The organism is Desulfocapsa sulfexigens DSM 10523 (genome assembly GCF_000341395.1).
Classification (GTDB): domain Bacteria; phylum Desulfobacterota; class Desulfobulbia; order Desulfobulbales; family Desulfocapsaceae; genus Desulfocapsa; species Desulfocapsa sulfexigens.
On record NC_020304.1, the window covers coordinates 3500301 to 3520700 of the forward strand.

Below are 20400 nucleotides of genomic sequence, written 5' to 3' on the forward strand. Positions count from 1 at the left end.
ATCTCTATGAATGAGGAATCAAGCTTCTACTTTTTCATCGGTTATTTTATTTCCAAAGGCTTCTATTTGAGAAATCAACTGCTCATTAGTGAAGCCACCCATGGAAATAGCAAAAGTTGGGCAATGTGAAGCACAAATTCCACAAGCCTTACAGGAAGCTGAAATGGTTCTTGCTTTACGCTTTTTCCCGACTTTTTCCATTATAATTGCGCCATAGGGGCAGAGACTGCTACAAAGGCCACAACCGATACAGTTATCCTGTTCAACACTGGAAACAATCGGATCAACGGTGACAAACCCCTTAACAAGGGGCATAGCTGCCTTTGCTGCAGCAGCCTGCGCCTGGACAATTGTTTCCTCAACAGGTTTCGGAGCATGGGCGAGTCCGCATATATAGATACCGTCAACTGCGGCCTCTACGGGGCGAAGCTTCACATGGGCCTCAAGGAAAAATCCATTGGCATTGACCGGGAGCTTGAGCATCTTGGAAAGCTCATCAGTTCCATCCGGTACAATTCCTACGGACAAAGTTACCAAATCCGGGTTCATACTTACTTCTTCCTGCATGATAGAATCAAAGAAGTCAACCTGTACTTTGGTACCTTTTGAGCTCACAACAGGCCTTCGGTCAGTCTCATAGGGAATAAAAACAACACCCTTCTTTCTCGCCTCAAGGTAAGCATCTTCTGCAAAACCATAGGTCCGGATATCACGATAAAGAACAATAATCTGGGAGTCAGGATTAATTTCCTTAATCTTCAGAATATTTTTCATCGCATGATTACAGCACACCTTGGAACAATAGTTAAGATCCTCACCCCGGGACCCGGCACACTGGATCATCACAATAGAGTTAGGCGCGCGATTCTTAGTTCGTCCGGCAAGCTTCGCTTCAAGCTCCTGCTGTGTAACAACCTTTTTTGATTTGCCAAGCTCATATAAATCAGGACGGTGCTCGTGGCCACCGGTTGCCACCACTATAACACCGTGGTCATAAACGGTTTCTTTCTTGTTTTTACCTTTTCCGCTTTCGATCACAGAATTAAAGTTACCGATAAATCCAGATGTCTGGGCGAGGGATCCATCGGTAATAACGGTAATCTTTGCTGATTTCTGAACCTTTGCGGTAAGTGTTTTCAAAAAAGTTCCAACCGTATCTCCTGCGAGAGTATTTTTCAGATTCTTTAAATTACCACCAATGGAAGGTGATTTCTCAACAAGAATCGACTCAAAGCCCTGATCGGCAAGAGACAATGCAGCAGTCATACCAGCTATTCCACCACCAATGACAAGGGCTTTAGGGGTAACTGGAACTGTCTGTTCTGGAAGTGGTTGAATATGTGCAGCCTTTGAAACAGCCATACGAACCAGGTCCTTGGACTTTTGTGTCGCAGCTTCAGGCTCATTGGCGTGTACCCAGGAACATTGATCCCTAATATTCACCATCTCAAAGAGGTTTCTATTCAATCCTGCATCCTTTAACGTCTCCTGAAAAAGTGGTTCATGTGTTCTTGGAGAACAGGCTGCAATGACAACCCTGTTTAATTTCTGATCTTTGATTGTTTTCTTGATCTGTTCCTGAGCATCCTGAGAGCAGGAGTAGAGGTTTTCTGTGTAGTAGGCGACATTATCCATTGTCCCGGCATTATCAGCGACATCCGGACAATCGACTACGGAGCTGATATTGATACCACAGTGACAAACAAAGACGCCAATCCGTACTTCATCCTCATCTGTTACAGAGAGTTCGCTGGGATATTCCTTGATAATTGTTCCCTTACCTCTCTGTTTTTTCAGGATACTTGCAGCAAGCGCTGCAGCACCGGATGACTGGGTTGCTGACTCTGGAATATCCTTGGGCCCCTGAAATGCACCGGCAACTACAATACCATCCTGAGAAGTCTGCAGGGGGGTAAAGGAGTTTGTTTTACAAAAATCATATTTATTGAGTTCTATTTTGGTTATATCTGAGATCTTCTGGGCGTCCTTGGGTGACTCAAGACCGACAGAGAGAACAACCATATCATGGGCATCAAATTTGTGTTGACCATCCAGAGTAGAGTAGGTAAGTCTCAGATGATTCTCCCACGGAGTAACATCGGCAACTTTTGCACGGACAAACTTAATTCCAATGGCCTCAGCCCGCTCACGAGCTGCATCAAAATCTTTTCCCTGGGTACGGATATCCATGTAGTAGATGGTAATATCCACCTCGGGATCATGTTCTTTTGTTACAAGGGCTTCCTTAATTGCATACATGCAACAGACAGAAGAGCAGTAGCCATTGTCGCAGCCAAGATCCCTTGATCCGACACACTGAATGAATGCCATGGATTTAGGATGACGACCATCGGAGAAACATTTAATCTCACCAAGGAACGGCCCTGAAGCAGTGGTCATCCGCTCATACTCATAAGCGGTGACAACGTCTGGATGTTTTCCGTAACTGAATTTTTCAAGAGTTTCATCAGCAATCTTACCAAAACCAGGTGATAGAATGACAGCTCCAATCTTGAGGTCCCGTGACTCTGGTTTCTGGCTGAAATTAATTGCATGACTCTGACAGACGGGAACACAGATCTGACAGGTATCATATTGAATATGCATGCAGGATGCAGGATCAATATAATAGGTTGCGGGGACAGCCTGTGCATAATCGATATGAATTGGCCTGGTAATGGACAATCCTTCATTATATGCATCTGCATGATGCTTTGGACAATACTGGGTGCATAAACCACAGGCAGTACAGGCATCAGCATCAATATAGCGCGGCCGTATGTTCAGCTTTGCTGTAAAATTCCCTGGTTTTCCCTCCAATGCAAGAAAGTCAGCATTGGTGATCATTTCAATGTTTGGAGACCGACCGGCCTCTACCAGCTTTGGCGCCAGGATTCAGAGTGAACAATCATTGGTCGGAAAGGTCTTGTCAAGTTGGGCCATCACACCACCAACAGCTGGTGCTTTTTCGACCAGATAGACATAATAACCAAGGTCGGTCATATCAAGAGCAGCCTGGATACCGGCAATTCCCCCGCCGAGTATCATTACAGCTCCTTCCCTCTGTGTTATCGCTTTTCCCATCACAATCTCCGGGCTAATATTTTTTGTAATTATCTACTTACTTGTTCAACGCAGTTTTTCACCCTGCGAAAAGTACAAATCGTTTTTTTAACTCTCTTCCTCAGGCAACTTCAAGTTTTGTGATCTTGATAGCACAAACCTTGGCCTCGGGAATTTTACATTGTGGATCGAGTGCGTCATTAGTCAACAGATTGGCCGAGGCCTCCTTATAATGAAAAGGAATAAAAACCAACCCCTTATTAACTCGCTCTGTAATCCTTACAGCAATTTCAATTTCTCCACGTCGTGATGCAGCACGAACCATTTCATTATCAGTGAGATTCAGGGTAGCAGCATCTAAGGGATTCATTTCGATATAGGCAGATGGAGCAGAACTTTCCAGAACATCTGAACGTCTGGTCATCGTTCCCGTGTGGTACTGGTACAGAATTCTACCGGTTGTCAGGACAAGCGGATACTCTTCATCAGGATTTTCTGCAGGTCCATTCCAGGTAATGGCGGACAACCACGCCTTACCAATCGGAAACCCAGTTTTGTGAAGAATTGGAGTTCCAGGGTGATCAGCTTCCGGACATGGCCAGGCAAGTGACTCTTTTTCAAGTCTTTCATAACTCATTCCCGCCATGGCTACCCAGCACTTTGTTATTTCATCAAAGACTTCATTGGCAAAAGGTGGAACGGTATGAAATACAGGGTCACTGCTACCCTGATATCTTCCATTCTGATTCCCTAGTATCCTGTTACTTACCATATTAATTATTGAAAGATCGTCCCTGGCATCTCCAGGAGGAGGTACGGCGCGCCGAACACGCTGAACCTTTCTTTCAGTATTTGCAAACGTTCCATCTTTCTCAGCGAAGGAGGCAGCTGGTAGGACAACGTCTGCAATTTCAGCAGTTTCAGTGAGGAAAATATCCTGAACAACCAGGCATTCGAGTTTCTCAAAGGCCTTTTTCGCATGACTACTATTGGGATCGCTGAGAACAGGATTTTCACCCATAATCCACAATCCGGCAACTTTCCCCTGAAGCATTGCATCACCCATTTCTGTCGCCATAAGACCTGGCTTATTCGTAATTGGGCTTTGCCATATTTCTGAAAACTTTGTACAGGCAGCTTCGTCATCACAACGTTGATAACCAGGGAAAAACGTTGGAACACAACCCATATCACTGGCCCCCTGAACATTATTCTGGCCACGAAGTGGATTAAGTCCTGCACCTTCTTTGCCAAGATTTCCTGTTATCACTGCAAGGTTCGCGAGTGAACATACATTATCAGTACCTGAGGTGTGCTGGGTAATACCCATGGTGTAGTAAATGCCGGCCTTATCAGCCTTCGCAAATGTATGTGCTACTTCCTCGATCAAGGTCACCGGTACATTGGTAATAGCTGCAGCCCATTCAGGGGTACAATCAGCAATGGATTTTTTAAAAGCATCAAAATTCTCTGCACGCTCTTCAATGTATTTTTTATCCTCAAGACCGTCACGAAGAATGACATGACACAAAGCATTAATCAACGCACCATCGGTTCCAGGTTTCTGCTGTACCCAGTGATCTGCTGAGTCACACAATTTAATACGGCGGGGATCCGCAACAATGAGTTTAGAACCGTTCTTTGCAGCCTCAAGCATGCGTAAGCCGATAATAGGATGTGTCTCTGTTGTGTTGGATCCAATAACCAGCATCACATCACTATCGAGAATACCGTTAATGGTGTTAGTCATTGCGCCTGAACCAAGTACTGTGACCAGACCGGTCACCGTTGGGCTGTGTCAGTATCTGGCACAATGGTCAACGTTATTTGTCCCTATTCCAGCTCGGAAAAACTTCTGAAAGGCGTAGTTTTCTTCAGTGGTACATCGGGCTGAAGAGAGTCCGGCAAGAGCATCAGGCCCTTTTTCACCGAGAATACGGGAAAAGGCTTGGCCCATAAAATCCAGGGCCTCATCCCACTTCACCGGTTCGAGTGGCATCCCCTTCTGTCTGCGAATAAGAGGTGTCTTTAATCGATCTGGATGTTGGATAAAATTATGGCCAAATCGTCCTTTAACACAGAGATCACCAAAATTAGGTCCAATCTCAGGATCAGCAGTCACCTCCATGACGGTGTGACCTTTCACCTTGAGGATCATTTGACATCCGGTTCCACAATAGGGACAGGTAGTTCTGACCTCTCGAACATCTTCCGCCTGAATAGGCACAATACGATTCTTTTTATTCAGGGCCCCGGTGGAACAATTCTCAACACATTTACCACAGGAGACGCAATTTTCCTTAAAATCGATAACAAGGCCTACTGGTCTGCCTTTTTCATCGACAGATTCAGCACGTACTTCAAGTGCGTCATATTCACACGATCGTTCACAACGACCACAGAAAATGCACTTATTTGGGTCGACAGTGATTGCGCGATGACTGGTATCAACGGGATAAACAGGTACTGTACCCATTCCGGTTTTATTGATATTGACATTCAGTTCGATATCGAGGCGTTTCAGATCACAACGTTCAAAGGCGGTGCAGCCACACTTAAGACAACGATCAGCTTCACGTCTTGCCATTTTTTCGGTGAATCCAAGTTTGACTTCATCGTAATCCTGGGTGGAAACTTCAGGCGGGCGTTCGGGCATTTTCTCACGAAGATTGATTGCAATTTCATCAAAATTCTTGAGGGAGACATCATCAAAGGATTTTCCCCGGGTAAAATTGAACCGGTTATCTGCTGGATCCTTTTCACAATTCATCACATAGGCATTGATATTATTGGCAGCCCTTCTTGCAGAAACAACGGCCTGAATAACAGATTTAGAACCATTTGCAGCATCACCGCCTGCAAAAACTCCATCAACACTGGTCTCTGAACTTCTGGGATTAGAAACAAACATTCCCGCGGGAGTGATTTTGAGCTGTTCTTCAAGTTCCCCACCGGAAATAATGCCATTTACTGCCATTTGACCAAGTGAAGAGACAACGGTGTCAACGCCTAAGGAATTGGTTGAGCCAGGTATGGGCAGGATATCCCGTTTGCCCTTTTTGTCTGGTTCACCAAGTTTCATCCTGATAAGATCAAGTTTCAGCCGATTGTTTTCATCTGGAACAGCACAAAGCCCAGAAGGTGAAGCCATAAGAAGAAACTGGACGCCTTCGTTCTCTGCTTCCTTCACATTACGCTGGTTGGCTGGCATCTCAAGGCGAGCCCTAGGGTATACTATTGTTACCTGTTCAACACCCTCACGAAGCAGCGACCTAGCTACTTCCATGGCGATGTTATTGCCTCCGATTACTGCGGCAGTGCGACCAAGATCGAGTTTTCTGCCTTCATTGATCATGCGGAGAAAACTGGTGGCTGTGTAGACATTCTCCTTGTCGGTACAGGGTACGTCAAAGGGAACATCAATGGTTGCACCGATCCCAATAAAAGTGGCATCAAACCCCATATCTTTGAGGTCCTGCAGGGTGAAATCTTTCCCCCATTTCTGCGACAGCCGAATATTGATTCCCATGCGCAGAATAGCGTTGACTTCATAATCAACAATCTCTTTGGGAATCTTGTAATCAGGAAAGCCATAACGAAGTGCGCCGCCAAGTTTAGGGGCAGCTTCAAAGATGGTAACCTCATGACCTTTTCGGGTCAGGAACCATGCCGCTGTGAGACCAGCTGGGCCTCCACCGATAACTGCGATACGCTTACCGGTTGGTTTATCTTTTGGAATTTTCAGATCAATCTCATGACTCATGCACCAGTCGGCAACAAAACGTTTCAAATGATTGATGGATACTGGTTCGTCAATGAGAAGCCGGCGACAGCGGGTTTCGCAAAAACGGGGACAGACACGGCCAACGGAAAATGGAACAGGATTGCGCTCCATGACAACACGCAAGGCCTCCTCGTATTCTCCTTTTGAAACATGAGCAATATACGCCTGAACATTGATCTGACCGGGACAAGTGAGATTACATGGAGCCTTGCAATCACCGAAATGCGTCTCGGAGATGATGGCAAGTCGATCCTGTCTGTGGCTAAAAACCTCCTCAGATTCAGTTTGTATATTCATTCCGTCACGAGCAAGAGTAACACAGGAACGCATTAAATCTTCCTGTCCTTCCACTTCCACCACGCAGATCTCACATGGGTTAGTAGAAGGTTTTCCTTTCACATGACAGAGAGTTGGGATTCTGATATCAGATCTTTTAGCAACTTCAAGGATGGTAAGGCCTTCCTCTGCTACTATCTCATTGCCGTTTATAGTCAGTGTAACAGTGCTCATGAATTCCTATTAGTTAGAAGGTTTCCATTCTTTCAGGAACACTGGAAGATGTCCGGCTTCACGAGGTCCAATAATGATATTCCAATCTGGAAGTTCTTCTTCAAGCTCACCTTTAAGTGACGCAAGATAGCCGGGAATGATAATATCACGATGTTTGACCTTATCCTCAATGCCACCTTTTTTAACAAACTGAGCAATGAGGTCAGCACCAAATTTTCCAGCTGCCCATGCCGTAAGAACCGAGAGTCCTTCAGTATCCTTGATAAGCAGCCAGGTTGGAACCTTGGAACCTTCAATCTCACCAGAAACAATAAAGTAGGTAAGCGAAAAGTTACAGGTGATAACAACCGGGGAGTTCTCATCGGGTCCAGTAAGTGGATAAATATCCTCTGTAACAACCATGGGACGCTGAGGGTCGGTAAAAATATTCATCCGCTCAAGGAAAAGCGGAAAGATCAGGTCGCCCTGAAGATCGCCAAGTACTATGATACCTGCATATTTGGCAATGAGCACAGAGGCAACCATCGCTTCAAGCATTGGATCATCGGTAATCTCACATGGGAAGGTAATAGTAGGAAACCCAAGAGGTTTAAACTTGGCTTTTACAGCAGAGCGCCTTGCAACCACATTATCCTCAAATGCTGCACGAAGAGTACGAGCACCGGTATCAATGACCATATCTTTAAGGCCGGCTGCACTGAGCTTTTCAGCAATTTCAACACAGTTATCAAGATTACTTGCCTTGACACCTACTGGGGCCTTAAAACTGCTGCCAAGCTTTGCCATATCGTCTGCATTATCAAGAGTTGCACCATAAAGCAAAGGCACTCTATCACCGCAGATCTTAGCGGCTGCTTCCATATTTGCAGCAGAATCACTCATAAGGATGATGGCAGCACGAGCAGAACCTTCAAGTACCCTCTTGGTGAGAGCAACAAAGGAGGCTTCATCGTTTTTGGAATCTTTAACAGCAATGAGATCCGCACGCATGATAACTCCAACACGCTCGTATTCGAACTTATTAAAACGCTCAATACGGCCATCGACATCAGCATCGCTCATTTCAGTGGTAACGAGAACTGCGATACCTGTCTGATTCTCAAAACGCTTATCATGACGATACATACAGGTCTCGCCACCGGAGACAAAACTATTATCCTTGGCACCAAGTTTAATGGTGCGTATCGGAGGAGCAGAAGCCTCGCTAATGGTGGCCTTGGCCTCATCGGAAACATAAGGACATTCATCAATTTCAACCTGGCCAGCCGCTACTTTCATAGCAAAGGCAAGGCAGGTAGGGATGCTACATTCGCCACAATTTTTCTTGGGCAGCATCTTAAGAATTTGAATACCGGTTAAGGCCATGGTGATTCCTCCAGTTATCTATACAATTGGAATTTTGTATGTATTGTAATATTTATTACGTAATATTGAATGTTTCTTGTAAATCGATCAGATCTAAACAGCCGTTTCCATTTCGAGTGCTGGATGGCCTTTTTCCTTGAGGAATTCGTAGATCTCCTCCTCAGTGGTTCCCTGTTCCTCTGTTGCGATCATATCAAACAGTTCTGGCATACCGATATCAGCACAGACTTCTTTTAATTTTTCAGCAATTTCTTCTTTGAGCATTTTCGGCAACCAGACAACTCGTTTAAGCCCACCCTCTGCTTTGAAGAGTTTCTTGGAAGTCATGTAATGCTTACTGACACCCATAAATCCAGGAGTCTGCATACCACCACCGGCCATGCCGGCAAGAGAGGTGAACTTCATACCAGAGGGAGTCATACCAAGGTAATCACGGTTAACAACCATGATTCCGTTACATGTTGGCAGCATGGCGGCTATTGCTTCAAAACAGCCACAGGCTGTCATCGGATTATTCATAAGCGAATAGCAACTTACTTCGGGAACAGCCCCACGAGATGCCTGATTTACAAATTCATTAATTCCCGTGTAGTAGCCATTAGCTTCATCGGTACATTCCCCCTTCTCAATGGGCTGATTGGGACCGGTGGGATTAATATTAAAGGATGCCTTACCGTCGAGCCAGTTGTAAGCACCACACATTCCTATTCGTTCTGGGGTAATTACACATACATGACTTGGAGCAAAGGACTGGCACAGTGTGCATGAGTAGAAAACATCCTCGGTCTCATCGGTCATGGCACCAAGACGGAGATCACGTTCGGTATATACAGAGGTGGCAAGATCTGAAACCATCTTTACTCCCTCTTCAGTGGTGTAGAGTTTCACCTGGATCTTATCAACAATGGCACCAAACTCCTGATGCAGTTTACCATGGAGTACTTTTCCAAGGTGCTTGAAGGAAAAGCCTTTTTCAACAGCTGCAGTACCAATCCTGAGCCACATGATGTTTCGCTGGCCCATATGCATAATACCCTGGATGTAGTTCATCAGATGATGAAACTGACGTTCAAGGATAGGTTCAAAATCAGACTGCATTTCACGGCCTGCGACCTCTACAAGAATACCAAGTGGGACATTTTGACCACGTTCCAGATCGGAAATGTCCAATCCTTCAAGTGTCACTAATCCATCTTCGATCTCATCCATTTCTTTAGAGATAAGAACTTCAACACCTGGAGTTCGACCACCACCACACTCCATAAAGAGATCGTCCTTTCGAACACGCTCACCCTCAAAAGCGGGGCCAAAGGACATCGGGATATCGATTTTAGTTACGTTGACCTTCAGTCCACGAACCTCAATTGCTTTTTGAACAATTTCTTCATGGGGGACGTTCGACACAACATGCTCGTAGGTACAGACACCAGTGGGCAGAATCTGAGGAATATCATAATCAGAAATGGTTGGAAAACCCCAGTTAATAGCACCAGCAGCATTTGCATACCACTCATCACTGACTTCACCAAAGGCCATGACAAAGGCAAAGGTTCGGTCTTTGTTATATTTCAGGTTCCCGGCATAGTCGCCTGGTTTGACCCCACCAAAGGCAAGGGCAACACGACAGGCAAAACCTATGGCAAAAACGGCGGTGGTATATTCACGACCAAATGGAACAAGACGGGTTCCCCAGCCAACCTGCTGTTTTTGTTTAAGCAGTTGATCGGGAAGACTTATCCCCTCGGTCTGGTCATGCATAAAGATGTACAGATTCTTCTCCTGAAGTTCTATCGCAATCTTTGCAGCCATTTCAGGATCTTTAGGAGTTCCAAGAATAGCAGCAAAACCAGGGGCTGAGCCATCGACAAATTCAACACCACGTTTACGAAAAATTACGTCATCTGCGGCACCAAGCCAGAAGTTATCTGCGGTGGGATCTTCGGTTGCGGTATAGAGGCCAGGTTCATTGAGATACCTGATAGCTTCGTACATCTCTTCTGCAAAGAATGTTGCCATACCGGCATCAAGTGCCGGAGCAAGATAGGGAAGCCAGATATCACCTGTTACAACAGGAGGCATAAGCTTTCGACACTCCAGAAATATATCTTTCATGTCGCCAAGCTTCTCAACCTTGGCTCCAAGCATACTGTAAATAATTGGCAGAAAATAGGCGGTATTCGGAAATGACACTTCTTTGTCTTCACCATACTTCTTAACCGCATCTTCATAGCTGCTCTCGGCCATATCTATGATTTTTTGTGCACCGCGGATGGCAGCTGAACAAATTATTTTGGACATATCTTAAACTCCTGTAATAGCTGTAATAGCAGTAATAAGCTTTGACTTCTACGTTTCAGTTCAAAGTTCCAATCAGTCCATAAGACCGGCAACCATTGCGTTAGTGAGTGCTATGGCTTTGGGATGACGCATGATCATAACTTCTCCACCTGCCATAAGCATGCAGCTGGCTGTAAGTGCTTCCATCATTATTCCTCGAGTCTCCTGATCACCAATCATATCATCGCTAGGAAGTTTCGTTTCCTTTGCCTTCCAGACTTCACAGCCAAGGTTACAGATGATGGGTACCTGAAGCTTTGCATCCTGCTGGGTAAGAGCAGCAATACGAATACGCTCCATTACAGAGTAGGTGTACTCTATACCATAGCCAAGCGCTCCAATGGAAGGATCCATCAGGACAGTATCAAGAGAAACACCAAGATTTTCAAGAAGAATGTTTAACTGTTTAGCTAGGTTAACATCAATTGGGGAGGCAGCTACAATCGGATGCTGGAATGCCATGGCAGTTGCTCCGATAGTTCTGTAGTTGGAATCCTCAAGGGGCGCAAGACATACTTTTTTATCTCCTATGACGGAGGTAATATCTCGCAGAGTTTCGGTATCTTTATCGGAATTACCACATCCCCAGACGATTACTGGGACATCAACTGCAGCAATTACAGCTGCTGCAGTTTTAGCAGCATCTGCAGCTGAACGATTCATACCATTTGGATCAGTGGAACCGAGGGTAACGGCGATTGCTTCAGCACCATAAACTTTGACACATTTTTCTGCCCAGGCGACTGGATTGTCAAATACATCGCTAAAGTGCCTGCTAAGCGTCTCTGGCCACTCATCGGGCTTCACATCTGAAACCTCCATGGCAATTAACGGTTTGTTGGGATGGTCACCTTCAAAGAGATGGAATGGCATAGATGAGGAGCCACCAACAATTTTCTCATTACCTTCATTGCCCAATTTTACAGAACGTAGCTCACCTGAATATTTGGTTTCGTAATTTGCAGGAGCAACTTTAGTGGAACGGTCTGCAAGCGACACGGTCTCTTTAGCAAGCTCGCCAACACCACTGTCTGCGACCGGGGCTGGAGCAGCCTGTACATTTGCTTTTGCTTCGGCTTCAGCCTTAACCTTGGCTTCTGCTGCAGCTTTTTCCTCTGCAGCAGCTTTGGCTTTAGCCTCATCTGCGGCCTTTGCATCAGCAGCAGCCTTTGCATCTGCTGCTGCTTTTTCCTGTGCCTCGGCTTTCAATTTTGCAGCTGCGGCAGCTTTTAATTTTGCTTCTTCATCGGCCTTGGCCTCCGCATCCGCCTTTGCTTTGGCGGCCGCTTCAGCTTTTGCCTTTTCTGCAGAATCATCTATTACTGGTGCGGCGGGAGCTGCTGGAGCAGCAGGCGCTTGTGGAGCAGCGGCTGCTACTGGTGCAACAGGTGCGCTACTCACAACCTCTGGCTCTTTCTTCAAAATAGCATGGGCACCTGCAAAACTCGACAGTGCCTCAAACTGATCATCAGTTAATCCATAGGCCTTTTTCAATGCGGCCAGGCCAAGATTTACAGAATCAAGGGCCATGATCCGTTCTTTTTCATTCATTTCATGCTCTCCTGAATCATCAACGCCCTGTGGCGCTTCAGTGGTTATACTGGTGGTTGCAGTGGCAACTGAGCTGACAGCTGCAGCTTTCTGCTTAAGATTTTCTGCTTCTGCTTTAGCTGCTGCAATAATTGCTGCTGCCTCAGCTTTTGCTTTTTCAAGTAAGGTATCGGTATCAACAGATTGAACTGTAATCTGTTCCTTAACTTCATCTGTTGCTATCGGCTTAACTGCAGCATCGGTTTCTGTGATACCTGGCCGTGGAAGAAGACCTGCTCTTTTGAGTATTTCAGGAACTGCGCTCTCCCACTCAATAGCCATGCAGTGAATACCAGCAACACCCTCAATATCCTTCACTTCATTGATTATGTCAGCGCAAATCTGGATACCTTCGTCCTGCATGTCTTTGGCATCTTTCATCCGTTGAATAACTTCATCGGTGACATCCATGCCGGGAACGAATTTTTTCATGTAACGCGCCATCCCTAAAGACTTTGGCGGAGTTACACCGGCAAGAATATAGCATTTTTCATGGAGGCCAAGATCCCGAACCATTTTCATGAATTCGCGAAATTTTTCTACATTATATATTATCTGAGTCTGAATAAAATCAGCTCCGGCAGCAACTTTTTTCCCCAGACGTACAGCACGATATTCAAAAGGATATGCAAATGGATTTGCAGCAGCTCCAAGAAAGAGTTTTGGTTCATTACTCTTAATTTCTTCGCCACATTGAAATATCTTATCATCACGCATTCCCTTCATCATTCCAAGCATCTGGATAGAGTCCATATCAAAGACCCCTTTTGATCCCGGGTGGTTACCAAATTTTTGATGGTCACCAGTGAGGCAGAGAAGATTTTTCAGACCAAGAGCTGAGGCACCCAGAATATCGGACTGCATGCCGATCCTGTTACGATCACGACAGGTCATCTGAATAACGGGTTCAAGCCCTTCTTCTTTTGCGATAAGTCCAGCGGCAATGGATGACATACGAACTATCGCAGTCTGACAGTCGGTAATATTGACTGCGTCCACATTGCCTTTCAGTAGTTGCGCCTTTTCACGCACCACTTCAGGATTTCCATTTTTGGGAGGACCAAGTTCACCGGTTACGACGAATGTCCCCTCTTTTAAAAGTGTTTCTAGTTTACTGCCCGACTTCATCGGCTAGACTCCTTCTGCCAAAACCTATCTTTTTAATAGCACCTGACTGAACAGCCGCTACACATTTTCAAAAGTAGAATTTCTATTAAAAACTTGTCATTTATGCCCGCAACCCAAACCTGGAATTCCCTGGCCAGTAGCACCGACATCAAGATCACGACGCATCTCCATGTCAAAGAGTACTCTGTCCTTCTTCTTATTGATCCCAAGGGCTTCACGTTTCCCGTCAATGGCCTTGATCATTTTCTGAGCAAGCTTGATCGGATCTTCTTCATAATCCCAGCAGGCACCATACTCTTCCTTCATACCATTGGTAATGAACTCGTTCATTTCCTTTGATCCGGTTACCGGAAGGTTCTGGAATATTACATGGGCACCGGAGGTAACAAAGTACTGACCGATGGCCACAGCCTTTTCACTCATCCACAGAGGCGCTGTACCACAGGCTGGAAGTTCGGATATGTCTTCACCAAGCCCACCCTCTTTAACCATAGCGGTGAGGGCAATAAGGAGACGACTGTTATCAACACAGGAACCGACATGCAGAACAGGTGGCATACCAACAGTCTCACAGACCTCAGCAAGACTTTCTCCACAATATTCGGCAGCTGCTTCTGGTCTCATCAGCCCCATACGACCAAGTGCCTGAGCGGCACAACCGGTGGCAAGGACAAGGACGTTATTTTTAAGCAGTTCAACAGCAATCTTAAAATGGACATCATCACTGTATTTATAATGTTCACAACCAACCAGAGCGCCAAGTCCTTTAATTCGACCATTAATGATATTGTCATTGAGCGGACGATAGCTCTTACGAAAACGGCCACCAAGCATATAGTTGATGGTCTCATGGCTGAATCCGACAACAACATCGAGTTTGTTATCTTTAGGAATATAGTAGTCACCACGTTTCTTGAAATTATTAATAGCATGGGTGAGGATTGCCTTGGCAGAGCCAAGAGGATCATCTTCCTCAAACTGCATATGGATAGCATCAGGCATCTTCGCCCGATAGTTTGTAGTAATAATATCAGTATGTTTACCTTTTACCACCTGGGCGACTGACTGCATGACACACTGGACATCAACAACCATAGCTTCCACTGCACCGGTGGCCAGTACCATCTCCTGCTGGATAAATGATCCAGCAACTGGAATTCCTCGACGCATAAGAATTTCGTTACCAGTACAGCAGACACCGGCAAGATTAATCCCTTTAGCACCTACTTTTTTAGCAAGAGCAAGAATCTCGGGATCCTCGGCTGCCATACAGAGGGACTCAGCCAAAAGTGGCTCATGCCCATGAACGGTAACGTTCACCTGATCTTCCTTCAGGACGCCAAGGTCAATAAGGGCACGCCTTGGAACCGGTGTACCAAACATTATATCAGTCAGCTCGGTGGAGAGCATGGAAGCCCCCCAGCCATCTGCAAGTGAGCAGCGTGCTGCCTGTTTCATGATGTTCTTGTATTCCTGATCAACACCCATATGGGTACGATGCATGGTTTCAACAACCTCACGATCAATACCTCTTGGTTCCACACCCTTCGCTTTCCATATTTCCTGCTGTTTCTTGGGAGCACGTTTGAGCATGGTAAGAGTCCCCTGCTGCTGGCCAAATTCCGCCAGCGCCTTTTCACCAAGCTCAAGAGCGATTTCATTCTTATCACGTCCCTCAATCTCAATCCCGAAGGTTTCGGCCATGGCATGAAGCTTCTCAACATCCTTGATTTCATGGGGAGTTTTACCCTTTGCTGTCTCGATAAACCCCATGACCATCTCACGGGCATGGTCTGTATGAGCTGCAGTTCCGGCAGCGACAATACGGGCAAAATTTCGAGCAACTACGGTTGCGGCAGTGGCTCCACAGATGCCAATCATCTGCTCGACACCATCAATAATCTGACAGGGCCCCATGTTACAGATACGGCAGCAGGTACCACCTGAACCAAAGAGACAGGCCGAAACCCCACGGTCTTCTATACGATCGTAGGCAGTTCTTACCTGTTTCGCCAAATCCTGATTAAGCAGGTCTTTGGTTGAAGCGCCTGTTATATCATTACAGGATGTGCATCCACCTTTACTCTTGCTCATAATGTTCCTCCGGAAATATATGCGTAGTTCTTTATATCTTTCTATTAGATGAGGTTAGCTGCCATTTTAGCAGCCTGTACAGTATTTTTCATCAGCATGGTGATGGTCATTGGGCCTACGCCACCTGGCACAGGAGTGATACAGGATGCAACTTCCTTGACTGCGTCAAAATCAACATCCCCGGCAAGTATTGCCTTTCCATTGCTCGCCTTCCCTATACGGTTAACACCGACATCAATAATTGCAGCACCTTCCTTGACCATATCTGCTGTGACCATTTTCGGCACACCAACAGCAGCAATTATGATGTCAGCACGTTTACAATGGGCGGCCATGTCTTTTGTTCTTGTGTGACAGAGGGTCACCGTGGCATTTCCGCCATCACGCTTTTGAAGCATGAGGTTGGCAATGGGTTTTCCGACAATATTAGATCGTCCGATCACCACAACCTCTGCACCACTGGTCTCGACACCGCTTCTTGTGAGAAGCTCAAGGATCCCATGGGGTGTGCAGGGGAGAAAACACTGCTCCCCAAGCACCATCTTTCCAACATTGACCGGATGAAAACCATCCACATCTTTATCCGGATTAATGGCGTAGAGCACATTTGCCTCATTAATGTGCTTTGGCAGGGGCAACTGTACAAGGATACCATTGATCTTCGAATCCTTGTTATATTTATCAACGAGTTTGAGGAGATCTTCTTCACTGGTCTCAGGATCAAGTGTCACCTGCTCCGAATGAATACCAAGAGCGTGGGCGGTCTTATTTTTTGCAGCAACATAGGATTGAGAGGCTGGGTCCTCTCCAACAAGAATAGTTACAAGCCCTGGAACAACATTATGTTTTTCTTTCAGCTCCGCAACTTCTCTGGTTAACTCCTCACGAATTGCCTTCGCTGTTTCAGTACCGCTAATAAGCTTTGCCGTCATTTACTTTTCCTCAATTATTTCCGACGAGCGTTATCATATTCTAACAATATCGCAACGTCATTTAGTTAGCTGTGGGGGACAAACTGCTCTCAAATACAACAAATGCCACAAATACCACAGAGCAGATCTGAGCAGATGTTTAACAAAAAAACCCTTTATCAACACGACTATCAGGTTAATGAAAAAGCTAAATTAATTGATTTGTCAATTTTTTTCAATATGCATATCAATATATTTTAACATTCATCAACTTTTTTTGATTTACTGTTCAGAAAAATCGATATAGGGTCTGCCAGCCATGCATAATTAACCATCTATGTTACTAATAATAAGTGATAATACGAATATGAAATGGATACAGGTTCAAGATGTTTGACTAACGAGGATGGCTACAAAAGGAATTTTATCTTCAAGGAGACACAAAAATGGAAAATATACGACAGTTGACAAATCAGGTTCCGGTTCACTGAACTCCCGGAACCTGACATGCGTATCAACTCTACATTGCAACAATGGGAAGATATTCGGGATCCCACCGCATCTTTCTGAGTAACTCAGCCATTCGGATCTCATCCCCCTCATGCTGAAACGTTGAAAAGACGCAGGGTCTGCTCACGCCATGCTCAACCGCAGACATAGCAACAGCAAGTGCAACCTTAGAACTCACCTCTCTCAAAGTATTCACCGCAGGAACGAGACATCCTTCCCTCATATCCGCCTTGGACACACAGGATGAAACAGCATGGGCCGCTGCGGTAAAGAATTGGGGAAGGACCTCTCTTGCACCTGAACCCAGAACACCAAGCCCCACGCCAGGAAAAACAAAAACATTATTGCATTGGCCAATATGGTGAGTCACACCATTATGGGTCACTGGAGCAAAGGGACTGCCCGTGGCAACCAGTGCTTTCCCATCGGTCCAGCGGTAAATGTCCTCCGGCAGTGCCTCGGTCATCGAAGTTGGATTGGAAAGCGGCATAATCACTGGTCTATCGGTATTACCAGCCACAGCCTCTACAACTTCCTGAGTAAAGCAACCACCCTGTCCTGATGTACCGATCAATACCGTCACTCCCGCTCTTTTAACAGCTTCAAGCAGAGATTGATTTGCGGGATCTTTCAGCCATGGAAATTTTTCCTTGTCCTTTGCAAATTTAAGTTTGTATTCTTCAATATCACGATCACTTGTGACCACACCACGGGAATCCAGGGTGAATATCCTGTCCTTTGCCTCTTCCTCAGTAAGTCCCGCCTCAATCAGCGCGACACCTATCTGCTCTGCAACACCAACGCCACCAGCACCAGCACCATGAATAAGAAAAACCTGGTTTTCAAGTTTTTCCAGCTTAATACGCATGGCAGTTAAGATCCCCGCCAGGGTCACTGCCCCTGTCCCCTGAATGTCATCGTTAAAAGATATCAGGTCGTGGAGGTATGTATCACGAATGGCAAAGGCGTTCTGTTTAGAGAAATCCTCCCACTGGCACAGAGCATTAGGAAACACATTTCTGAAGGCGTGAGCGAAACGTCTTATAAATTCAAGATACTCGTCTCCAACGATACGATGATGACGCCAGCCAAGATAATCACTGTCTGCAAGCAGAGCCTCATTATTCGTACCAACATCCAGGGAAATCGGCAGACAATGCCACGGGGCAACACCTGCCCCCTGTGTATAGAGCATCAGCTTACCGAGACAGATAGCAATACCACCAGCCCCCTGATCTCCAATACCAAGAATTCCCTGATTATCAGTAACCACAGCCACCCTGATATCACGATGCAGATAGCGACGCAGGATATTCTCTGCCTGATCTATATTGCCTGGATAAAAATGAAGACCATTGGCCTGGCGAAACATGGATGAGTACTGTTGCACGGCAAGCCCAACCGTTGGTGTATAGATTATCCCCATCAGGTTTTCAATATCGCTCTTAATCAACGCATGAGCAAGTGCCACATTTCTGTCAAAGAGAGATCGCAGATAGATGAATTTTTCTATGGGTTGTTCTTTTGAGTTTACTTTTATCTTGGAATTCTCCACCTGATGTTCCAGGCTCCTGACGGCAGGAGGCAAAGCAGCTTCAAGCCCAAGCCGTTTTCTTTCTGACAAAGTAAAAGCTGTACCCTTATTCACATAGCTGATACCGTGAACACTCGTACCGCTGGAATAGACAAGTATTTCCCTGGTGTTACCATATTCATCGTATTTAAAACCGTATTGATTTTCAGACATTTCCATACTCCCGGGCATTTTGCCACATTGGGAAATTGACTTTTAGCCTGCAATCCTCCATAATGCATCACCATGACACACTGGAAAAAAATCCTGCAAAACTCGGTGAATAGTCCAACAGAACTTGCACACCATTTTGATTTTAATTGTAGCGCATTGGAAGCAACAAACGCAAGCTTTCCCATGCGAATTAATCCTTATTATTTAGGCCTCATCCAATCGGTCAACGACCCCCTCTGGAGACAGGCAGTTCCCGACCCTCTTGAACTTAATGATTTCGTATGCATACCCGATCCGCTTGCAGAGGAGGACTTAAGCCCGGTACCTAATCTGGTTCATAAATATCCCGACAGAGTTCTTTTCCTGGTTACCAGTGAGTGCGCAATGTACTGCAGATTCTGCACCCGAAAGCGTAAAGTAGGAACGCCCAAAATGGCAATCACTGAAGAATCCATCGAGGCAGGGATACATTATATACAAAAAAATAAAGAGATCAGAGAGGTTCTTCTTTCGGGTGGAGATCCGCTAATGTTATCAGACCGTAAACTCGACTCTCTACTTTGTCGGATTCGTGCAATTCCAAGCGTTGAAGTCATTCGCATAGGTACCAGAATCCCATGTACCCTTCCAATGCGTGTAACAAAAGAGCTTGCGACCATGCTCAAAAGACATCATCCTCTCTATATCAACACTCACTTCAACCACCCAAGGGAACTCACGCCCCAGGCAACTGAGGCCTGTACTCTTCTTGCCGACGCCGGAATCCCCTTGGGTTGCCAGACAGTTCTCCTCAAAGGTGTTAATGATAACGCAGAAACGCTCAAGAAACTCTTCCTCGGACTGCTCCGGATGAGGGTAAAACCCTATTATCTCTTTCAGGGAGATCTTACCAGGGGTACTAACCACTTCCGCACTCACACCCGTGACGGAATAGAGATAATGCGGGATCTCATCGGAACGATATCCGGAATGGCAATTCCAACTTTTGCCCTCGATGCACCAGGGGGGAAAGGCAAAATCCCACTTACTCCGGATTACATTCTTAACAGCACTGAACAGCTCACCTTTCATAACTACCAGGGAGTACTCTGTTCCTATCCTGAAAGCGGTGATCCATTATAAGAATCCATCAACACGTGAATTATCGAATATTCCTGAGAGGGGCTTAAATATATCTCAAGTATTTTTTACTTTTCTTGAAATTCATCTCCATAAGAAGATATAATTAAAACAGGGTAGCAACTGTTCTTCAAAAGCTACCGCTGTCATGGACAAAACGTAATAGGTTGAAAGACGTTCCAGGAACCCTTCAACCACTATCTCTCTTTTCTTTCACTCTTATAAAACAATGAGGCTTGGTT

At 45.6% G+C, this 20400-nt stretch carries 9 protein-coding genes and 1 pseudogene; 1 reads left to right on the forward strand and 9 read right to left on the reverse strand.

Going from position 1 to position 20400, the window contains the following annotated elements; all coding sequences use genetic code 11:
- Positions 1-18 precede the first annotated feature (18 nt).
- The 9 genes and pseudogenes from UWK_RS15665 to UWK_RS15710 form a co-directional block, all read right to left on the reverse strand.
- On the reverse strand, positions 19-3084 hold the full coding sequence (locus UWK_RS15665; protein WP_083907319.1) for an FAD-dependent oxidoreductase: 3066 nt from the start codon (positions 3082-3084) through the stop codon (positions 19-21).
- 100 nt (positions 3085-3184) lie between these two features.
- Positions 3185-5833, reverse strand: coding sequence for a formate dehydrogenase subunit alpha (gene fdhF / locus UWK_RS20235; protein ID WP_407637489.1), 2649 nt, complete (start codon positions 5831-5833; stop codon positions 3185-3187).
- A gap of 45 nt (positions 5834-5878) precedes the next feature.
- Positions 5879-7357: pseudogene (locus UWK_RS20240) on the reverse strand (FAD-dependent oxidoreductase); the annotation flags it as partial.
- Between the two features lie 9 nt (positions 7358-7366).
- Positions 7367-8722, reverse strand: coding sequence for an acetyl-CoA decarbonylase/synthase complex subunit gamma (gene acsC, locus UWK_RS15685; protein WP_015405372.1), 1356 nt, complete (start codon positions 8720-8722; stop codon positions 7367-7369).
- 93 nt (positions 8723-8815) lie between these two features.
- Positions 8816-11020 carry an acetyl-CoA decarbonylase/synthase complex subunit alpha/beta gene (gene acsB, locus UWK_RS15690; RefSeq protein WP_015405373.1) on the reverse strand — a complete coding sequence of 735 codons (2205 nt, stop codon included), beginning with the start codon at positions 11018-11020 and terminating at the stop codon, positions 8816-8818.
- A gap of 72 nt (positions 11021-11092) precedes the next feature.
- Positions 11093-13777, reverse strand: coding sequence for an acetyl-CoA decarbonylase/synthase complex subunit delta (locus UWK_RS15695; RefSeq protein WP_015405374.1), 2685 nt, complete (start codon positions 13775-13777; stop codon positions 11093-11095).
- A gap of 96 nt (positions 13778-13873) precedes the next feature.
- Positions 13874-15871: an anaerobic carbon-monoxide dehydrogenase catalytic subunit gene (gene cooS, locus UWK_RS15700; protein WP_015405375.1), complete on the reverse strand. Its 1998-nt coding sequence runs from the start codon at positions 15869-15871 to the stop codon at positions 13874-13876.
- A 44-nt stretch (positions 15872-15915) separates the two neighbouring features.
- Positions 15916-16803, reverse strand: a complete 888-nt coding sequence (locus UWK_RS15705; protein WP_015405376.1) for a bifunctional 5,10-methylenetetrahydrofolate dehydrogenase/5,10-methenyltetrahydrofolate cyclohydrolase — start codon at positions 16801-16803, stop codon at positions 15916-15918.
- Positions 16804-17302: 499 nt separating this feature from the next.
- Positions 17303-19039 (reverse strand): NAD-dependent malic enzyme, encoded by a 1737-nt coding sequence (locus tag UWK_RS15710; RefSeq protein ID WP_015405377.1) that lies wholly within the window; start codon positions 19037-19039, stop codon positions 17303-17305.
- Between the two features lie 72 nt (positions 19040-19111).
- Here UWK_RS15710 and UWK_RS15715 point away from each other — a divergent pair, with 72 nt between their 5' ends.
- Positions 19112-20161, forward strand: a complete 1050-nt coding sequence (locus UWK_RS15715) for a KamA family radical SAM protein (RefSeq protein WP_015405378.1) — start codon at positions 19112-19114, stop codon at positions 20159-20161.
- The last annotated feature ends 239 nt before the right edge of the window (positions 20162-20400 follow it).

Coding starts and splice junctions, on each gene's coding strand:
- UWK_RS15710 (WP_015405377.1), bottom strand. CDS start 19,039: ATGTCTGAAAATCAATACGGTTTTAAATACGATGAATATGGTAACACC.
- acsC (WP_015405372.1), bottom strand. CDS start 8,722: ATGGCCTTAACCGGTATTCAAATTCTTAAGATGCTGCCCAAGAAAAAT.
- acsB (WP_015405373.1), bottom strand. CDS start 11,020: ATGTCCAAAATAATTTGTTCAGCTGCCATCCGCGGTGCACAAAAAATC.
- UWK_RS15705 (WP_015405376.1), bottom strand. CDS start 16,803: ATGACGGCAAAGCTTATTAGCGGTACTGAAACAGCGAAGGCAATTCGT.
- UWK_RS15695 (WP_015405374.1), bottom strand. CDS start 13,777: ATGAAGTCGGGCAGTAAACTAGAAACACTTTTAAAAGAGGGGACATTC.
- cooS (WP_015405375.1), bottom strand. CDS start 15,871: ATGAGCAAGAGTAAAGGTGGATGCACATCCTGTAATGATATAACAGGC.
- UWK_RS15715 (WP_015405378.1), top strand. CDS start 19,112: ATGACACACTGGAAAAAAATCCTGCAAAACTCGGTGAATAGTCCAACA.